General features: G+C 62.6%; 10 protein-coding genes and 1 pseudogene. 4 read left to right on the top strand and 7 right to left on the bottom strand.

Translation table 11 applies throughout. From position 1 onward, the window contains the following. Positions 1–382 precede the first annotated feature (382 nt). Positions 383–2,446, top strand: coding sequence for a maltose alpha-D-glucosyltransferase (gene treS / locus F6S08_RS25100; protein ID WP_074846860.1), 2,064 nt, complete (start codon positions 383–385; stop codon positions 2,444–2,446). A 47-nt stretch (positions 2,447–2,493) separates the two neighbouring features. On the opposite strand, the gene F6S08_RS25095 is transcribed toward treS, so the two are convergent. Continuing rightward, the gene (locus F6S08_RS25095; RefSeq protein WP_065946925.1) at positions 2,494–3,189 is read right to left on the bottom strand and encodes a response regulator; all 696 of its coding nucleotides are present in this window, start codon (positions 3,187–3,189) and stop codon (positions 2,494–2,496) included. 3 nt (positions 3,190–3,192) lie between these two features. After that, positions 3,193–4,611, bottom strand: a complete 1,419-nt coding sequence (locus F6S08_RS25090) for an ATP-binding protein (RefSeq protein WP_065927390.1) — start codon at positions 4,609–4,611, stop codon at positions 3,193–3,195. Between the two features lie 114 nt (positions 4,612–4,725). Between F6S08_RS25090 and F6S08_RS25085 the strand changes: the two genes are divergently transcribed. Genes F6S08_RS25085 through F6S08_RS25075 form a run of 3 tightly spaced genes read left to right on the top strand, consistent with a single transcriptional unit; the run spans position 4,726 to position 10,393 of the window. Next, complete coding sequence (locus tag F6S08_RS25085; protein WP_315872478.1) at positions 4,726–5,895, top strand: efflux RND transporter periplasmic adaptor subunit; 1,170 nt, start codon at positions 4,726–4,728, stop codon at positions 5,893–5,895. Positions 5,896–5,897: 2 nt separating this feature from the next. Then, positions 5,898–9,011, top strand: coding sequence for an efflux RND transporter permease subunit (locus tag F6S08_RS25080; RefSeq protein ID WP_315872477.1), 3,114 nt, complete (start codon positions 5,898–5,900; stop codon positions 9,009–9,011). Then, positions 9,008–10,393: an efflux transporter outer membrane subunit gene (locus F6S08_RS25075; protein WP_065946927.1), complete on the top strand. Its 1,386-nt coding sequence runs from the start codon at positions 9,008–9,010 to the stop codon at positions 10,391–10,393. Before F6S08_RS25080 ends, F6S08_RS25075 begins: the two co-directional genes overlap by 4 nt. Before the next feature lie 21 nt (positions 10,394–10,414). On the opposite strand, the gene F6S08_RS25070 is transcribed toward F6S08_RS25075, so the two are convergent. From F6S08_RS25070 to F6S08_RS31590, 5 genes and pseudogenes are all read right to left on the bottom strand, one after another. Continuing rightward, entirely contained in the window at positions 10,415–12,181 is a 1,767-nt protein-coding gene (locus F6S08_RS25070) for a hypothetical protein (protein ID WP_315872476.1), read from the bottom strand. Next, positions 12,081–13,205 (bottom strand): SMEK domain-containing protein, encoded by a 1,125-nt coding sequence (locus tag F6S08_RS25065; protein ID WP_315872475.1) that lies wholly within the window; start codon positions 13,203–13,205, stop codon positions 12,081–12,083. Before F6S08_RS25065 ends, F6S08_RS25070 begins: the two co-directional genes overlap by 101 nt. Positions 13,206–13,340: 135 nt before the next feature. After that, positions 13,341–14,543 carry a dipeptidase gene (locus tag F6S08_RS25060; RefSeq protein WP_065927395.1) on the bottom strand — a complete coding sequence of 401 codons (1,203 nt, stop codon included), beginning with the start codon at positions 14,541–14,543 and terminating at the stop codon, positions 13,341–13,343. A 2-nt stretch (positions 14,544–14,545) separates the two neighbouring features. Then, on the bottom strand, positions 14,546–15,658 hold the full coding sequence (locus F6S08_RS25055; RefSeq protein WP_315872474.1) for a TonB-dependent receptor domain-containing protein: 1,113 nt from the start codon (positions 15,656–15,658) through the stop codon (positions 14,546–14,548). Between the two features lie 776 nt (positions 15,659–16,434). Further along, a pseudogene (locus F6S08_RS31590) lies at positions 16,435–16,605 on the bottom strand (hypothetical protein); the annotation flags it as partial. Between the last annotated feature and the right edge of the window lie 108 nt (positions 16,606–16,713).

Raw genomic sequence — 16,713 nt, 5'->3', positions numbered from 1 at the left:
CAATCCACCTCACGGCCTCACCCCCGTAGCAGTTGCCGAGCGCAAACGAGGCTGCGTCAGGCGCGCTGTCGACTCAAGTCCGAGCCGCGGCCGACGCAGCCTCGCCGGGGCTCGGCAGCTGCTACGAAAACCAATCCACCTCACGGCCCCACCCCCGTAGCAGCTGCCGAGCGCAAGCGAGGCTGCGTCAGGCGCGCTGCCGACTCAAGCTCGAGCCGCGGCCGACGCAGCCTCGCCGGGGCTCGACAGCTACGGATTTGTGCGGTGTTGGACAAGACGGTATCTACACCCGTTCAGGCACGCCACATTGCAATGCAACGAATGGCCCACCGAGCCCTCATATGTTCACGAGTAATGTTTAACCACGACAGGTACCAAGCTTATGACCGCGGCTGAAAACAACCATGTGAACTGGCTGGTGGAACAATCGATGCTGCACGCGGCACGCCAGCGCGCGAAGCTCTATTCGGGCCAGGGCCGGTTGTGGCAACAGCCGTATGCGCAGACCCGGCCCCGTGATGCCTCGGCCTTGTCGTCGGTGTGGTTTACCGCCTACCCGGCGTCGATTGTGACGCGCGAGGGCGGTACGGTGCTGGAGGCGCTGGGGGATGAGACGCTATGGCATGCGCTGTCGAAGATCGGCATCCAGGGCATCCATAACGGCCCGCTGAAGAAATCCGGTGGCCTGACCGGCACCCGGCACACGCCGACCATCGACGGCAATTTCGACCGCATCAGCTTCGAGATCGACCCGCAGTTGGGCACCGAGGCGCAGTTGCAGGCGTTGACGCGCATGGCGGCGGCGCACAATGCGGTGATCATCGACGACGTGATTCCGTCCCACACCGGCAAGGGCGCGGACTTTCGCCTGGCGGAGATGGCCTACGAGGATTACCCCGGCCTTTACCATATGGTGGAGATCCGCGAGGAAGACTGGCCGCTGCTGCCCGACGTGACCGAGGGTCGTGATGCGCAGAACCTCAGCCCGGCCCAGGTGGACGCCCTGCGCGACAAGCACTATATCGTCGGCCAGTTACAGCGGGTGATCTTCTTCGAGCCCGGCGTCAAGGAAACCGACTGGAGCACCACGCCGGTGGTCATCGGCGTGGATGGCAAGCCGCGTCGCTGGGTGTACCTGCATTACTTCAAGGAAGGCCAGCCGTCGCTGAACTGGCTCGACCCGACCTTCGCCGCGCAGCAGATGATCATCGGCGACGCCTTGCACGCCATCGACGTGATGGGCGCGAAGATCCTGCGCCTGGACGCCAATGGTTTCCTCGGCGTGGAACGCACCCTCGATGGCACGGCCTGGTCCGAGAGCCATCCGCTGTCGATCACCGGCAACCAACTGCTGGGCGGGGCGATTCGCAAGGCCGGTGGTTTCAGCTTCCAGGAGTTGAACCTCACGGTGGATGACATTGCGTCGATGTCCCATGGCGGCGCCGACCTGTCCTATGACTTCATCACCCGCCCGGCGTACCAGCACGCGCTGTTGATGGGCGATGCCGAATTCCTGCGCCTGATGCTGCGCGAAATGCACCGCCAGGGCATCGACCCCGGCTCGCTGATCCACGCGTTGCAGAACCACGATGAGCTGACCCTGGAGCTGGTGCACTTCTGGACCCTGCATGCCCACGACACCTTCCTTTACCAGGGGCAGACATTCCCCGGCAATATCCTGCGCGAGCACATCCGCGAGCAGATGTACGAACGCCTGGCCGGCGAGCATGCGCCGTATAACCTCAAGTTCGTGACCAATGGCGTGTCCTGCACCACCGCCAGCATCATCACGGCCGCGCTGGGCATTCGCGACCTGGAGGCGATCAGTGCTGCCGACATTCAACAGATTCGCCAGATCCATTTACTGCTGGTGATGTACAACGCCATGCAGCCCGGGGTGTTCGCCTTGTCCGGCTGGGACCTGGTAGGCGCGCTGCCGTTGGCCGCCGAGGAAGTCGCGCACTTGATGCAGGATGGCGATACCCGCTGGATTCATCGCGGCGCGTACGACCTGGTGGACCTGAACCCGGACGCAGAATTGTCGGCCGGCCAGATGCCGCGCTCGAAAAGCCTCTACGGCAGCCTCAACAGCCAGTTGCAGGACCCGGACTCGTTCGCCTCGCAACTGCAAAAGATCCTCGCCGTGCGCCGCGCCTACGACATCGCCGCCAGCCGCCAGATACTGGTGCCCGACGTGCAGAACCCCGGCCTGTTGATCATGGTCCACGAATTGCCGGCCGGCAGAGGCACGCAAATCACCGCCCTGAACTTCGGCGCCACGCCGATCACCGAAACCCTGAACCTGCCGGATATTGCGGCGGGGATGGTGGTGGACATCATCAACGAACGGGTGGAGGGCGACCTGACGGCGGAGGGCGAGTTCACCATTACCCTGGATGCGTACGAGGGGTTGGCGCTGCGGGTTATCAGCAGCACGCCGATGTAACCTCAATCTTCCAAGCACCGAAGAACCCAATGTGGGAAGCGGTGTTGTCAGGCCTGTGGCTGCTTTTCAGCCAACTGAAACCGATACCCCACCCCATACAACGACTCAATCGGCGTTTCCCCCGGGCATACCTGTTCCAGCTTGCGCCGCAGGTTGCGGATATGGCTGTCCACCGTGCGGTCGGTGACCACGCGGTGGTCGGAGTAGAGGTGATCCAGCAACTGGTCGCGGGAAAACACGCGGCCGGCGGCGCGGGCGAAGGTGTTGAGCAGGCGCAGTTCCAGGGGCGTGAGGTCCAGCGCGATGCCGTCCAGCGAGGCCTGGTAGCGGGCTTCGTCGATCAGCAGGCGCGGCGCGCCGGTGCCGAGCAGCTGCGGGCTGCGGCGCAGGATGGCCTTGACCCGGGCCACCACTTCACGGGGGCTGAAGGGTTTGCAGATGTAGTCGTCGGCGCCCACTTCCAGGCCGAGCAGGCGGTCCACTTCTTCGACACGGGCGGTGATCATGATGATCGGCACCGCGCTGAAACCACGCAGGTCCTGGCACAGCTGCATGCCGTCACGGCCGGGCAGCATCAGGTCGAGCAGGATCAACCTGGGCTCGTGGGCGCGCACGGCGGGCACCACGTGCAGGCCATTGTCCAGGCACCGGGTGGTATAGCCGGCGGCCTCCAGGTAGTCGCGCATCAGGGCGGCGAGCTTGGGTTCGTCTTCGACGATCAGGATCGGCGGTTCATCGTGCATGGTTCACAGGCTCCGGGGCAGGCGCAGGGTCAGCCACAGGCCGCCGTAGGGCGAGTGGTCGGCAACCAGGCTGCCATCGTGGGCGTTGGCGATGCTGCGGCAGATTGCCAGGCCCAGGCCGGCGCCGCCATGCTCGCGGTTGCGCGATGACTCGCCACGGTAGAACCGCTCGAACAAGCGTGGCAACTGGCTTGCGGACACGCCCGGCCCGGAGTCGAGAAAGTCGATACGCACCGTGTCGCGGTCGCCCCCCACACTGATGCGCAACCTGCCATTGACGTCGGTGTAGCGCAGCGAATTTTCCAGCAGGTTGGAAAACAATTGCTGCAGCCGACTGGCATCCGCCAGCAGCTCCACGGGCTCGCGCGGCAGCTTCAGGTCGAGCTGCAACTGGCGGGCGGTGAAACGCTCCCGGTAGATCGCCAGGCTGTTTTCGAGCACGTCGTTCAGCAGGCATGGGGCCTTGCGGTAGGTCAGGGCGCCCACGTCCGCCAGCGACAGTTCATACAGGTCATCCACCAGCTTGCTGAGCATGCTGACTTCGCCTTGCAGCGACTTCATTGAGCTTTGATCCAGGCTGCGCACACCGTCCTCGATCGCCTCCAGCTCGCCCCGCAGCACCGACAGCGGTGTGCGCAGTTCGTGGGAGACATCAGCCATGAACTCCCGGCGCATTTTTTCGTTGCGCTCCAGGGTATAGGCCAACTGGTTGAAGTCGCGGGCCAGTTGGCCGACTTCGTCGTGGGAGGCCACGGCCACGCGGCTGCTGTAGTCGCCGCTGGCCAGGCGGTGGGTGGCGGCGGCCACGCGCTTGACCGGCTCCAGCAGCGTGCGGGCGATCCACCAGGCAATCAGCATCGCCAGCAGCAACGAGAACACGCCCATCACCAGGCTGGTGCGCAGCTGGTATTGCTGGAAGCGTTCGCCACCGGCCTCGGTCACGCTCTGGAACGGGGTCACGGCCAGCCAGCCCACGGTTTCGCCCGCGACCACAATGGGGCTCACCAGCGCATCCTCACCAATCGCGGTGTAGCCGGTGACGCGCTTGCGGTCCTTGTCGAGCAGGGCGATGCGAAACAGCGCACCCGTCAAGTCCGAGGCCAGCGGTGTACGCAGGTCATGGGTGACCCGTTCTTCGTCGGGGTCTGGGCGCATGATGTCGAACCAGCGATCCGGGCGGTTGCGCATGAACGCCCAATTGCCTTCGCGCGCATAAGCACTGGCCAGGCGCGGCACCACCGTGGCCATGCGCTCCAGCGCCTGTTCATTGATATAGCCAAGAAACCCGCGGCCAAAACTCCAGCCGGTGGCCAGGCCCATGCTGAGGATGACCAGCAGCACACCGGCCGATACGGCGACAAACAGTTTGGTGGAGATACTCAACTTCATGAACAAGGGCCGTAAAAGAGTGGACCCGCCCATTTAGGGCTCCATGGAGGAAAGATTCAACCCAGGCGGGCAATCTTCAATTTTCCTGCACATTTGCCGAGCAGCATGACGGTAAGGCTTGCACCACCCCGTCTTGCAGAGGCAACTATGTCGACCAAACTTTTCGCCAAATACCTGGTAACCGCCGCGGTTCTCCTGTCGTTCGTCATTCTGGTGCTGCTTGGCGGCTGCTCGGCCGGCGACCCTGCGCCGGCAGTCGCCACCCCCGTGGTCTCGGTGATCACTGTGCAGCCCAAGCGCCAGGTCATGACCACTGAGCTGGCCGGGCGCACCCAGGCGTTTATGGTCGCCGAGATTCGCCCGCAGGTCGGCGGTATCGTGCAGCAGCGTCTGTTTGTCGAAGGCGCCGAGGTCAAGGCCGGGCAGGCGCTGTACCAACTGGATGCGGCACCCTACAAGGCGGCATTGGCTGAGGCCCAGGCGAGCCTGGCCAAGGCGCGCGCCACCTTGAAGTCGGCACAGACCACCGCCGCGCGTAACGCCCGGTTGGTGAAGATCGACGCCATCAGCCAGCAAACCAACGAAGATTCCCAGGCCACCCTGCTGACCGCCGCCGCTGACGTCCAGGTGGCCCAGGCCGACCTCGACACTGCCCGCATCAACCTGGCCTACACCCGCATCAGCTCGCCGGTGGCCGGGCGTATCGAGACGTCCACGGTCACCCCCGGCGCACTGGTGGTGGCCAACCAGGACACCGCACTCACTACCGTGCAGCAACTCGACCCGATCTATGTGGATGTGACCCAGTCCACCACTGAATTGCTCGCCCTCAAGCGCGACCTGGCCCGTGGCGTGTTGCAGGCCAACGGCGACGGCGAGGCCCGCATCAGCCTCACGCTGGATGACGGCAGCACCTACAACCACGACGGCCGCCTCAAGTTCAGCGGGGTCAGCGTCAACCAGGGCACCGGCACCGTGACCTTGCGTGCGGTGTTCGACAACCCCGAGCATGTGCTGCTGCCCGGCATGTACGTGCGTGGCGTGTTGGAGCAGGCCCGGGATGACCAGGCGATCCTGATCCCGCAAAAAGCCGTAAGTCGCAGCGCCAGCGGCGTGACCTCGGTGTTGCTGGTGGTTGACGGCAAGGTCGAGCAACGCGTGCTCAGCGTTGACCGCGCCGTGGGCAACCAGTGGTGGGTGACGGCGGGTTTGCAGGCCGGTGACCAGGTGATCGTCGAAGGTGGCCAGAAAGTCCGCATCGGCGCCGTGGTCCAGACCCAGGCCGCCGATGCCGGCGCCCTGGCGCAGGAGGGTTGAACATGGCGCGTTTCTTTATCGATCGACCGATTTTCGCCTGGGTCATCGCCATCGTGATCATGCTCGGCGGCGCGTTATCCATCAGCCAGTTGCCGCTGGAGCAGTACCCGGACATCGCGCCGCCCACCGTGCGTATTTCCGCCACCTACACCGGCGCGTCGGCCAAGACCGTCGAAGACTCGGTGACCCAGGTCATCGAGCAACAGATGAAAGGCCTGGACAACCTGACCTATATGTCGGCCTCCAGCAGTTCGGCGGGCAGCGCCAGTATCAGCCTGACCTTTGGCGCCGGCACCGACCCCGATGTGGCGCAGATGCAGGTGCAGAACAAGCTGCAACAGGCCGAGTCGCGCTTGCCGCAGTCGGTGCAGAGCGAAGGCCTGACCGTGACCAAGGGCGGCTCGGACTTCCTGATGATTGCCGCCCTGGCCTCGGATAATCCCAGCGTCACCGGCACCCAGATCGGTGACTACATCTCCAGCACCTTGCTCGACTCCATCAGCCGTATCGACGGCGTGGGCGACGTGCAGACCCTCGGGTCGGGCTACGCCATGCGTATCTGGCTGGACCCGGCGCTGCTGGAAAAATACGCGCTGATGCCGTCGGATGTGAGCACTGCGCTGGAGGCGCAGAACACCGAGGTCTCAGCCGGCCAACTCGGCGCATTGCCGGCGGTTAAGGGCCAGCAACTCAATGCCACCATCAGCGCGCGCAGCAAACTGCAGACGGCCGAGGAGTTCCGCAATGTGGTGGTCAAGTCCGGCAGCGACGGCGCGGTCGTGCTGCTCGGCGACGTGGCGACCGTGGAGTTGGGCAGCGAGAGCTATGACATCAACTCGGCCCTCAACGGCAAGCCGGCTGCCGCCATGGGGGTGCAACTGGCGGCGGGCGCCAATGCGCTGGAGGTGGGCGAGGCAGTCAAGGCCAAGCTCAAGGAACTGGCGCCGTTTTACCCCACCGAAATGCAATTGAAGAACGTGATCGCCTACGACACCACGCCCTTTGTGAGCCTGTCCATCGAGGAAGTGGTCAAGTCCCTGGGCGAGGCCATCGTGCTGGTGGTGCTGATCATGTTCCTGTTCCTGCAAAACCTGCGGGCCACGCTGATCCCGGCGATCACTGTGCCGGTGGTGTTGCTGGGCACGTTTGGCGTGTTGGCGTTGTTCGGTTACTCGATCAATACCCTGACCATGTTTGCCATGGTCCTGGCCATTGGCTTGCTGGTCGACGATGCGATTGTGGTGGTGGAAAACGTCGAACGGGTGATGGCCGAGCAGGGCTTGTCGGCCCTGGCGGCCACGCGTCAATCGATGAATGAAATCACCAGTGCACTGGTCGGCATCGCCCTGGTGCTGAGCGCGGTGTTTATTCCCATGGCGTTTTTTGGCGGTTCCACCGGGATCATCTATCGGCAGTTTTCGGTGACCATCGTCTCGGCCATGGTGCTGTCGGTGGTGGTGGCGATGACCCTCACGCCGGCACTGTGCGCCACGCTGCTCAAGCCGGGGCACGCGGTTCAACGGGGCTTCTTCGGTTGGTTCAACCGTTCCTTCGAACGCTGTTCCAGCGCCTATGAAGCGTTGGTCGGCGCTGTCCTGCAACGCTCATGGCGCAGCCTGGTGGTGTATGTGCTGATCGCCGCAGCCATGGCGGCGGGTTATGCCAGCTTGCCTACTTCGTTTTTGCCGGATGAGGACCAGGGCATTCTCATGGCGCAAATCCAGCTGCCGGTGGGCGCTACCGACAGCCGCACCCAGGCGGTGTTGCAGCAGTTCGAGGCGTACATGCTCAAGCAGCCGGAAGTCGAGGCGATGATCAGCATCAGCGGCCTGGGCATGGGCGGCAACAGCCAGAACACCGCACGGGCGTTTATTCGCTTGAAGGACTGGAGTGAGCGCTCGGACGATGCCGCCACGATTGCCCAACGTGCCACCTTGGCCCTGGCAAGCATTGGCGATGCCGATGTATTCGTGATGCAACCGCCCGCCGTGCGTGGCCTGGGCCAGAGCTCGGGGTTTGATTTGCAGCTCAAGGACCTCGCCGGTCTTGGCCACGACGCATTGGTGGCGGCGCGCGAGCAGTTCATCGCGCTGGCCAGGCAAGACCCGCGCCTGCTGGGCGTGCGCAGCAATGGCCTTGACGATGCACCGCAACTCAAAATCAGTATCGATGACCGCAAGGCCGGGGCCCTGAGCCTGAGCACCAGCGACATCAACAGCACCTTGTCCACGGCGCTGGGCGGCACCTATGTGAATGACTTCCTCAACCAGGGCCGCGTGAAGAAGGTCTACGTGCAGGGTGAAGCCAGCACGCGGATGCAAGCGGCCGATCTGGACCGCTGGTTCGTGCGCAACAGCAACGATGAAATGGTGCCGTTTTCGTCATTTGCCAGCAGTGCCTGGAGCTATGGCTCGCCGTTGCTGGAGCGCTACAACGGCACATCCTCGCTGGAAGTGGTCGGCGACCCGGCGCCCGGTGTGAGCTCCGGCGCGGCGATGGACGCGGTGGAGGCGATTGCCCTGCAACTGCCCGATGGCATTGGTTACGAGTGGACCGGCCAGTCGTACCAGTTGCGTCTTTCCGGGTCCCAGGCGCCGTTGCTGTATGCGGTGTCCATCCTGTTTGTGTTCCTGTGCCTGGCCGCGCTGTACGAGAGCTGGTCGGTGCCGTTCTCGGTGATCCTGGTAGTGCCACTGGGTATCGTCGGCGCGGTGTGGGCCACACGCTTTACGGGATTGAGCAATGACGTGTACTTCCAGGTCGGCCTGCTGACCACCGTAGGGCTGGCAGCGAAGAACGCGATCCTGATCGTCGAGTTTGCCAAGCACCTGCAGGAGCAAGGCAACAGCCTGCGCGAGGCGACGCTGATCGCCGTGCGCCAGCGTCTGCGGCCGATCCTGATGACGTCCTTGGCCTTCATGTTCGGCGTGCTGCCCCTGGCCGTGAGCAGTGGCGCAGGTTCCGCCGGGCGCCGGGCCATCGGCACCGGTGTGCTGGGCGGCATGTTCAGCGCCACGGTGCTGGGGATCTTCTTTGTACCGCTGTTTTTTGTGTTGATTCGCCGCCGCTTTGGCCGAGCCGGCACGACGCCCATTGTCGAAAAAGGTGACGCATGACCCGCTTTCTCTTCCCGTTAGTGGCCGCAGTGGTCTTGAGTGGCTGCATCAACCTGGCGCCACACTACCAGCAACCCGAGGCACCGGTGCCTGGCGAATGGCAAGCGGATGTGCAGGGTGAGGTGCCGGCCGACATCCAGTGGCAGCAGTTCTTTACCGACCGCCGCCTGGCACACCTGCAAACCCTGGCCCTGGCCAATAACCGCGACCTGCGCCTGGCCAGCCTGAATATCGAGAAGGCCCAGGCGCAATACCGCATCCAGCGCGCAGCGGCGTTCCCGACCCTCGACGCCAGCGTCAACGGTACCCACAGCCGCACGCCGGGCTCGCTGTCCAGCAGCGGTACGGCCGTGACCAGCCACGACTACAGCGCGCAATTGGGCCTGAGCAGCTATGAGGTCGACGTGTTCGGCCGCGTGCAGAACCTGCAGGACGAAGCGCTGGAAGACTACCTGGCGCTGACCGAAACCCGGCGCAGCACGCAAATCAGCCTGGTGGCCGAAGTGGCCACCGCCTGGCTGACCCTGGCCGCCGACAACGAGCACCTGCAACTGGCCGAAGAGACCCTGGCCAGCCAGCAATCCACCTACGAACTGACCCAGCGCAGCCACACCCTGGGTGGCTCCACGGCGTTGGCCGTGGCCCAGGCGCAAACCACCGTCGAATCGGCGCGGGTCGATGTGGCCGAGTATCAGAGCCAGATCCTCCAGGACCGCAACGCCCTGCGCCTGCTGGTCGGCAGCGACATCCCCGACGCCTTGCTGCCCGACGCCCACCTGCGATCGGCAGCGGCGTTGGTGCAGGTGCCGGCCGAGCTGCCGTCGAGCCTGTTGCAGCGGCGCCCCGATGTACTGGCGGCGGAGCACAGCCTCAAGTCCGCGAACATCGACATTGGCGCGGCCCGCGCGGCGTTTTTCCCCAGCATCAGCCTCACCGCGAACGCGGGCTCCGCCAGTGCGTCATTGTCCAGCCTGTTCAAGGCCGGCAGCGGCGCGTGGACCTTCGCCCCGAGCATCAGCCTGCCGATCTTCGATGCCGGCAGCAACCGCGCGACCCTGGATGCGGCCAAGGTCGAGAAAGAGATCCAGGTGCAGACCTACCAGCAAACCCTGCAAACCGCATTCAAGGAAGTCGCCGACGCCCTGGCCGTGCGCAGCACCCTGGACCAGCGCCTCACCGCCCAGCAAGCGCTGACCGAGGCGAGCCAGAAGAGCTACGACCTGTCCGACGCGCTCTACCGCGCCGGCTCGCAAAGCTACCTCGAAGCCCTGGATTCCCAACGCTCGCTGTACAGCGCCCAACAGGACCTGATCACCCTGCGCCTGGCGGAGCAGAGTAATCGGGTGAGTTTGTATAAGGTGATGGGGGGCGGGTGGCAGTAGCGGTGAAAACGGGGAGCCCAGTTATTCCTCTGCCTGTTCGACTAGCGAGAGCGTTGTTTCATTCACGACAACGTGTTCTGTGTCAGTGACGCGTATCAGAAGGGTGTCGTCGGCACCCACAATGAGCTCACAGTTATCAAACACCTCCATTTGAATTGGGCAGCCTTTGGAGAACCAGTAACGGACCAAGGCGGTATTCAAACATTCATTCAGTTCCGGGAATTCAAGGCGGTGTCTGATGAGTAGGAACAGTTGTTCAAGGTTGTCCAGGAGCTGTTGTGAGTCCTTGAGCCCTATGCCAACGGCTGCAAGATAGGTAGCCTTAAAAAGGCAAGCGCACCGGCTTGCTCCCGTGGTCCGTGCCGTTAAATGTTCGGAAAACCGGGCCAGGCATGCTTCTGCGACAGACAGCCCATGCATGCCTTCACGCAGTGACAGCAGGGCACGCGTAAAGTACTCGATGATATTTCCAGCATCGCTGAGCAGCGGGTAGATCGAAAACAGCTTGTCACAGATGACGAGAAAACTAGTCGGGTCCCCGTTTTCCACACACAGTTCCAATGCTTGGCCCCACACCACCAGGCTCGATTGCAGAGCTTCAATTGAATACGGTGCGTTGACGTCGGCCCTGAGTACGGATGCAAGCGCTATGGCGGCAGGTACTTTTTTTTGCGACAAATACGCCGCTTGAACATAGAAAGTCATTTCCCTGCTCATGGTGAGGGCAGGGCCAGGGGCAATGACTTTAGCCAGGGAACGCTCTAAAACCGGCTTTAGCTCCAATACCGGCAGTGGCATGGCGAGTTTGGTGAAGGCAAACATGATATCCACCATCGCCCGCGTCATGCGCACGTGATCGGCCTGATTCAACCCAGGAAGATCAATGCCTTTCTTGATCTGCGCGGTGAGGGCAGGCAGAAAACGCACGGCGAGCGGTATGATTTCACACTTGATCGCACGGTTGTCTTCATCAGCCGTTGACAGGTCATTCGCGATTTTTAAGTAGAGCATTGCCAATAAGGCATTGACGTCGGGAGACATACCAAAATGCTCCTGAACAAGCCGGGTAGACTCCAGCACCTCAGCCAACCTATCCGGATCACGCTCCTCCATTGCCCCTCGTGTGACGATGTCGATGGTGTCGACCCAGAACAGCTCAAATCTGTCATTTGGGTACTGTTTGAATTCGTTGAGGAACTGCGCGGCCTCAACGTTGACTGACCGCGCTAGCTCATCATTGATCTCTTTGGATGACGGGTCAGTGATCAAATGTGTATGCGCTTTGTGCAGTCTGTAACCCACCTCCTGATCCGTCGGAAAACGTTGTGCCAACGTCGCTAGCAACGCGTATGCCTGCTGGGTATGTTGAGGCGCAGATTTTTCAGTGCCGAGCTTGATCATTGCGTTGTAAAGCAAGCGCGCCAGCATGTACGGTGCCGATTTGTTTGGGGCTGGAGACTTGCAGGCGACCGAGGTAAGCATCGATAACAAACGCAAATAACCAGGGATATTAGTGGTGGTTTTTTTCAACGCATCAAGGGTTTGAAGCAGGTTGTGAGGGTTGATGGACCACGCCGATGTCAGGATGGCTTCAAGTGAAGGATCGGTCAGCACCGGCAACCCGCTGGGTCGCCTGGAGGCCTGGGCGAAAGGCATTTGAGTGCGCCACAGTTCATCGATAAAGAATTCACCGATAAGGTCCGGTTGCAGGACGCCTCTGGGAGGGCATTCTTCCAAGGCCCGTTTGATCGTAGGCGCCAATTGGTCGCTGGAAATCAGGGTAGCCAAATCTTTCCACAGCTGTAGTTGTTGGCTGTTCAACTGTTCGAATAGCTGCTCGTCGGACCTCAGTTCTCCAACGGTCGGCAAGCGAAACTTCTGGGATGAGTCGTCCTTGATAAGGAGGTACTTTTTTTCTTCCCCATCGAGCTGAACCACTATTTGATGATTCTCTTGAAGAATGTCCAGTCCGCGAGTCAGTGTTGCCAGTGCGATTAGTTGGACCAGTCTTCGGGAGATTCTTTGCGTCGGTAAATCCGCAATACCAGACGTCCCGATATTTGAGCTCCAACTCATGGGCCAGGCGCGTCTTGCCAATACCGGCGGGACCACATAGCGTCCACCACCTGAATAGCGCTGGGTCCGCCATAAAGACACCCAGCGCATCTAAGTCAGCACTACGCCCCAGCAGCGGAATCTTGCGTTCCGCAAAAAACAGCCAGCGAGGTGTAAACGGGGCACTTTCTGCCAGTGAAGTTTCCGTTCTGATCAGCCATGTCGGCCGCTGTGCGGGATCTTCGGACAGCCGATAGCTTTTGAGCAGTTCCAACACGGCCCGGACTTTGGCGGGCTCAAGCTTGGCGACTTTCTTGAGCAGGTCCTTGTAGTCGAGCACATCCTTCTTGCCGTTGAAGGTCAATCGGCTGCCCGTTACTTTATCAATGGAGGCCTGTTTGTAGCTGCGCTGCTTGTCGGTCAAAACATAGACGATGACCCGTTTGTAGGTGTCGTCCAGATCGTGTTTCAGGAACGTCTCCAGCGTGCCCTTTACCTTTTCAAGGTCGGTGGTACCGGTGACCTGGATACCGATGTGTTCGACGTCGTCCCCCAGATCAATGGCCGGGAAGCCCTCTTCCTCTTCATTCAGATTACGCAGGTCAGGCCAGCCCATGATGGTCTGGAACAGCGGAAGCACTATTTTCTCTGCGATCCGATGGATGTCGAACAGGCTCATTGCGGCGCTGGACTCGACACTTCTCACCAGCCAGACAAATTCCTCTCTGACCTCAAGCAGCAACTTCTGGTGATCCATAGAACGCCTTCATCCTTGAAAAATAGGGTGTGTTTCGACTCTGTAAGCGAGGCGAATCTACCGTTATCACACGTTGCTCTCAAGTCGTAGGACGAAGGCGGCTTTTTCCAAGAGGTTGGATACCCGCGCGTTGAACTATGGTCGCTTCTGATCCTGCGCCGCCTGCAACACCCGCAACAAATTCCCACTCCAGATATTCGCCACCTGGTGCTCGCTATACCCGGCATCCAGCAACCGCTGGGTAATCACCGGCAACTGGCTCACATCGTCCAGCCCGCTTACGCCACCGCCGCCGTCCCAGTCGGCACCGATGCCGACGTGATCCGGGCCGGCCACTTCCAGCAGGTGCAACAGGTGCTTCATGAACACGTCGAGGCTGGCCTTGGGTTGGGCGAAGCGTTGGTTGAGGGTGTCGCGTTCCTGATAGAGCGCCTTGACCTGTTCCGGGCTGAGGGCGGCGAGGTTGTGGAAGCGTGCGCCGAGCGCGGCCATGGCTTTGTTGCGATCCGGGTTGGGCGTGAGGGGGATCAGGTAGTCGCTGTAGGCGTTGACCTGGATCACCCCACCCTTGGCCGCCAGTTGGCGCACGCGGTTGTCGTCGAGGTTGCGCGGGTGCGGGTTGACCGCGCGGCTGCTGGAGTGGGAGGCGATGAGCGGGGCGCTGGACAACGCCAGCATCTGGTCGAACACCGCGTCGCTGGCGTGGGACACGTCGAGCAGGATGCCCAGGCGGTTGGCCCGTTGCACCAGGTCGCGGCCCTTGGGGCTCAGGCCTTTCCATTCCGGCAGCGCGGTGGCCGAGTCGGCCAGGTCGTTGTTCATGAAATGCACCAGGCCGAGCATGCGCAGGCCTTGGCGGTAGTAGGTGTTGAGCAACTCGGGATCGGAGCTGAGTGGATCGGCGTTTTCCATGCTGATAAACACCACGCGCTTGCCTTGGGCCGCAATACGCCGGGCGTCGGCGGCGGTCAGGGCCAGGGCGAAGCTGTCGGGGTTGCGGTCGATCACATCGCGGATGCGGGTGAGGGTGGCCAGGCCATAGGCGCTGGCGTAGGCGCGGCCTTCCTCGGTGCGTGGGCCCTGGGGGGTGTAGACGGCGAAGAAACCCCCATCCAGGCCGCCTTCGCGCATGCGCGGCAGGTCGACCTGGCTGCCGTCCTGGCGGTAGTCGTGGCGCTCGAGGATGTTCCAGCCGGGGCGGGTCAGGGTCAGCGGCGTGTCCAGGTGGCTGTCCAGTACCAGCAGGCGTTGGTGCAGGGCCAGGGTGGCGGGGCTGACGGCGGTGTCGGCGTGGGCCAACAGTGGCAGCAAGGCGAGCAGCAGCAGGCGCTTGTTCATGTTCAGAACTCCATGCTCAAGGTGCTTTGGAAGGTGCGCGGCGAACCCGGGCGGAACACGGCGGGGCCGCTGGTGCTGGTGAGGATGTAGCCGAGGTAATCCTTGTCGAACAGGTTGTCGACATTGAAGCGCACCTTCACATTCTTCAGTGGGCCGTAGTGCAGGCGCTCGCCCCCCAGATCCAGGTAGGCGTTGTACAGGGTGTAGCCGGGCACGGATTCACTGTTGGTGAAGTTGCTGTAGCGCTCGCCGATATAGCGTGCCGAGAAGTTCAGCAGTGCCCATGGCGCCAGCTCATAGGTAACCCCGGCCTGGGCCAGCCAGCGCGGGCTGTCGGGCACCTCGTTGCCTTTGATCGAAAGGCCGCCGGCGTCGTTCCGGAACGTGGAGGTGTTGTAGGTCAGGTTGCCGTTGAGCACCACCTTGTCGGCCAGGACCGGGGGTTTCCATTGCCCGCTCAGCTCGGTGCCGTAGGCCTGCACCTTGCCGACGTTCTGGTAGTACGTTTCCACCTGGCTGCTGCCGGGCACGGCTGAGGCGAAGGCTTGCAGGCGGTTGTCGAAGTCGGTGCGGTACAGCGCCCAGGCCGCGTTGAAGGTCGGGCGGTTGATGCGATAGCCCACCTCGTAGTTCTTCGCCCGCTCCGCCTCCGGTGGCGGCGCGCTGGGGCTGGCCGCGCGGAAGATGTCGTCGGCGCCACGGGGCAGGGCCATGTTTTCCGAATAGGAAGCAAATACCTGGGTGTCATCGGTGAGGTTGTAGACCAGCCCGGCCTGGGGCAGGAAGGCGTCGTTCCACTGGGTGGCCAGGCGCGGCTGGCGGTCGTTGATGTAGTCGCCGGCGTTGCGATAGCCCTCGATGCGGTACTTGAGGTGCAGGCTCTTGAAGCCGAACTGCAGGCGCAGGCGGTCGTCGAGCAGGGTCCAGGTGTCCTTGAGGTGGTACTGCAACGAATTGCGCGTAGAGCTGAAATCCCCTTGCAGGTGCACCGGCTCATTGAACAGCGGCTCGCCGGCCGGGCTGCCGTCGGTGAGGTTGTAGCGCGCCTGCTGGCGGTTGAACACATCGGTCTCGGCCCACACCCGGTGTCGATCTGGTGCTGGCCGATGTCCCATTGCAGCCCGGTGCGCCCGCCGAAGCGGTGGCCGCTGAGGGACGACAAACCGTATTGCACGCCCCGTGGGGCAAACAGGCCATCCACCGTGTTTTCGGCATTGTGCAGCGCCAGGGAGGTGGCGTAGGCCTCCGGGGACACGCCAAAGCCTTTCTTGGCCTCGTAGTAGAGGGTGGTGTAGTTGAGCAGGTCCGGGCGGATCTCGAACTGGCCGCCCAGGCTGTACAAGGTGTCGCGGCGCTGGTTCACCGCCTGTTTGTAGAACTGGTTGTAGTTGGTGTTGCTGTAGCGCACGCCGGGCACGCTCTCGGGTAAGTCGGGCAGGCTGCCGAGGTAGGCGAAGTAACGGCCCGAGCGACCGAACGGGTCATTGGCGCTGCCGTCGTACTGGGCGCTGCTCACGTAGGGCGAGTCGTAGTCGTAGAACGCGTTGTGCACGGCGCGCAGCCACACCTCGTCACGTTCACCGAAGCGATAGCGCACCTTGGCTTCCAGGTGTTCACGGTCGATGGTGCCGGGGCCGCGCCATAGGTCGCCGTCGATTTTCGAGCGGCTGAAATACGCCGACAGGCCCTGGTACTCGCCGCTTTGCAGCTTGACGAAACTGCGCCGCAGGCTGTCGCTGCCGAGGGTGTAGGACAGGCTGGCGCCCGGCTCGAGGGTGGGATTGCTGGTCTGGTAATCCACATACGGGCCCAGGGACGCATAGCCCGATTGCGACACGTCGCCCGCGCCGGTGGAGGCGGTGACCCGCTCGGTGTTTTCATTGTCGACGTAGCGATAGATCGGGCTGCCGCCGAACTGATCGGTACGTCCCAGGGGCACACCGTCGATGGAAAAGCCGATCTGCTGCAGGTTGAAGGCACGCACGAACACCGAGTTGCCGAACTCATACAGGCCCAGCGCATCGTTGACCTGCACGTTGAAACCGGGCAGCGCCTCGAGCATTTTCAGCCCCGAAGTGCCGGCCGGCGCCGACAGCAACGCCTGGTGCGAGATGCTCAGGGTATTGCTGATCTTGTCTTCGCCAATGGCGGCGCTGGCTTCAGTCACGCG

Origin of the sequence: Pseudomonas sp. JV449 (genome assembly GCF_032424295.1) — a bacterium.
Lineage (GTDB): Bacteria > Pseudomonadota > Gammaproteobacteria > Pseudomonadales > Pseudomonadaceae > Aquipseudomonas > Aquipseudomonas marginalis.
Note: the sequence above shows the minus strand (reverse complement) of the source record. Positions and strands in the feature narration are given on the sequence as shown.

What these genes read in the sequence shown, in the direction of transcription:
- treS (WP_074846860.1), top strand. Translation starts at nt 383, where the DNA reads ATGACCGCGGCTGAAAACAACCATGTGAACTGGCTGGTGGAACAATCG.
- F6S08_RS25095 (WP_065946925.1), bottom strand. Translation starts at nt 3,189, where the DNA reads ATGCACGATGAACCGCCGATCCTGATCGTCGAAGACGAACCCAAGCTC.
- F6S08_RS25090 (WP_065927390.1), bottom strand. Translation starts at nt 4,611, where the DNA reads ATGGGCGGGTCCACTCTTTTACGGCCCTTGTTCATGAAGTTGAGTATC.
- F6S08_RS25085 (WP_315872478.1), top strand. Translation starts at nt 4,726, where the DNA reads ATGTCGACCAAACTTTTCGCCAAATACCTGGTAACCGCCGCGGTTCTC.
- F6S08_RS25080 (WP_315872477.1), top strand. Translation starts at nt 5,898, where the DNA reads ATGGCGCGTTTCTTTATCGATCGACCGATTTTCGCCTGGGTCATCGCC.
- F6S08_RS25075 (WP_065946927.1), top strand. Translation starts at nt 9,008, where the DNA reads ATGACCCGCTTTCTCTTCCCGTTAGTGGCCGCAGTGGTCTTGAGTGGC.
- F6S08_RS25065 (WP_315872475.1), bottom strand. Translation starts at nt 13,205, where the DNA reads ATGGATCACCAGAAGTTGCTGCTTGAGGTCAGAGAGGAATTTGTCTGG.
- F6S08_RS25060 (WP_065927395.1), bottom strand. Translation starts at nt 14,543, where the DNA reads ATGAACAAGCGCCTGCTGCTGCTCGCCTTGCTGCCACTGTTGGCCCAC.
- F6S08_RS25055 (WP_315872474.1), bottom strand. Translation starts at nt 15,658, where the DNA reads ATGGGACATCGGCCAGCACCAGATCGACACCGGGTGTGGGCCGAGACC.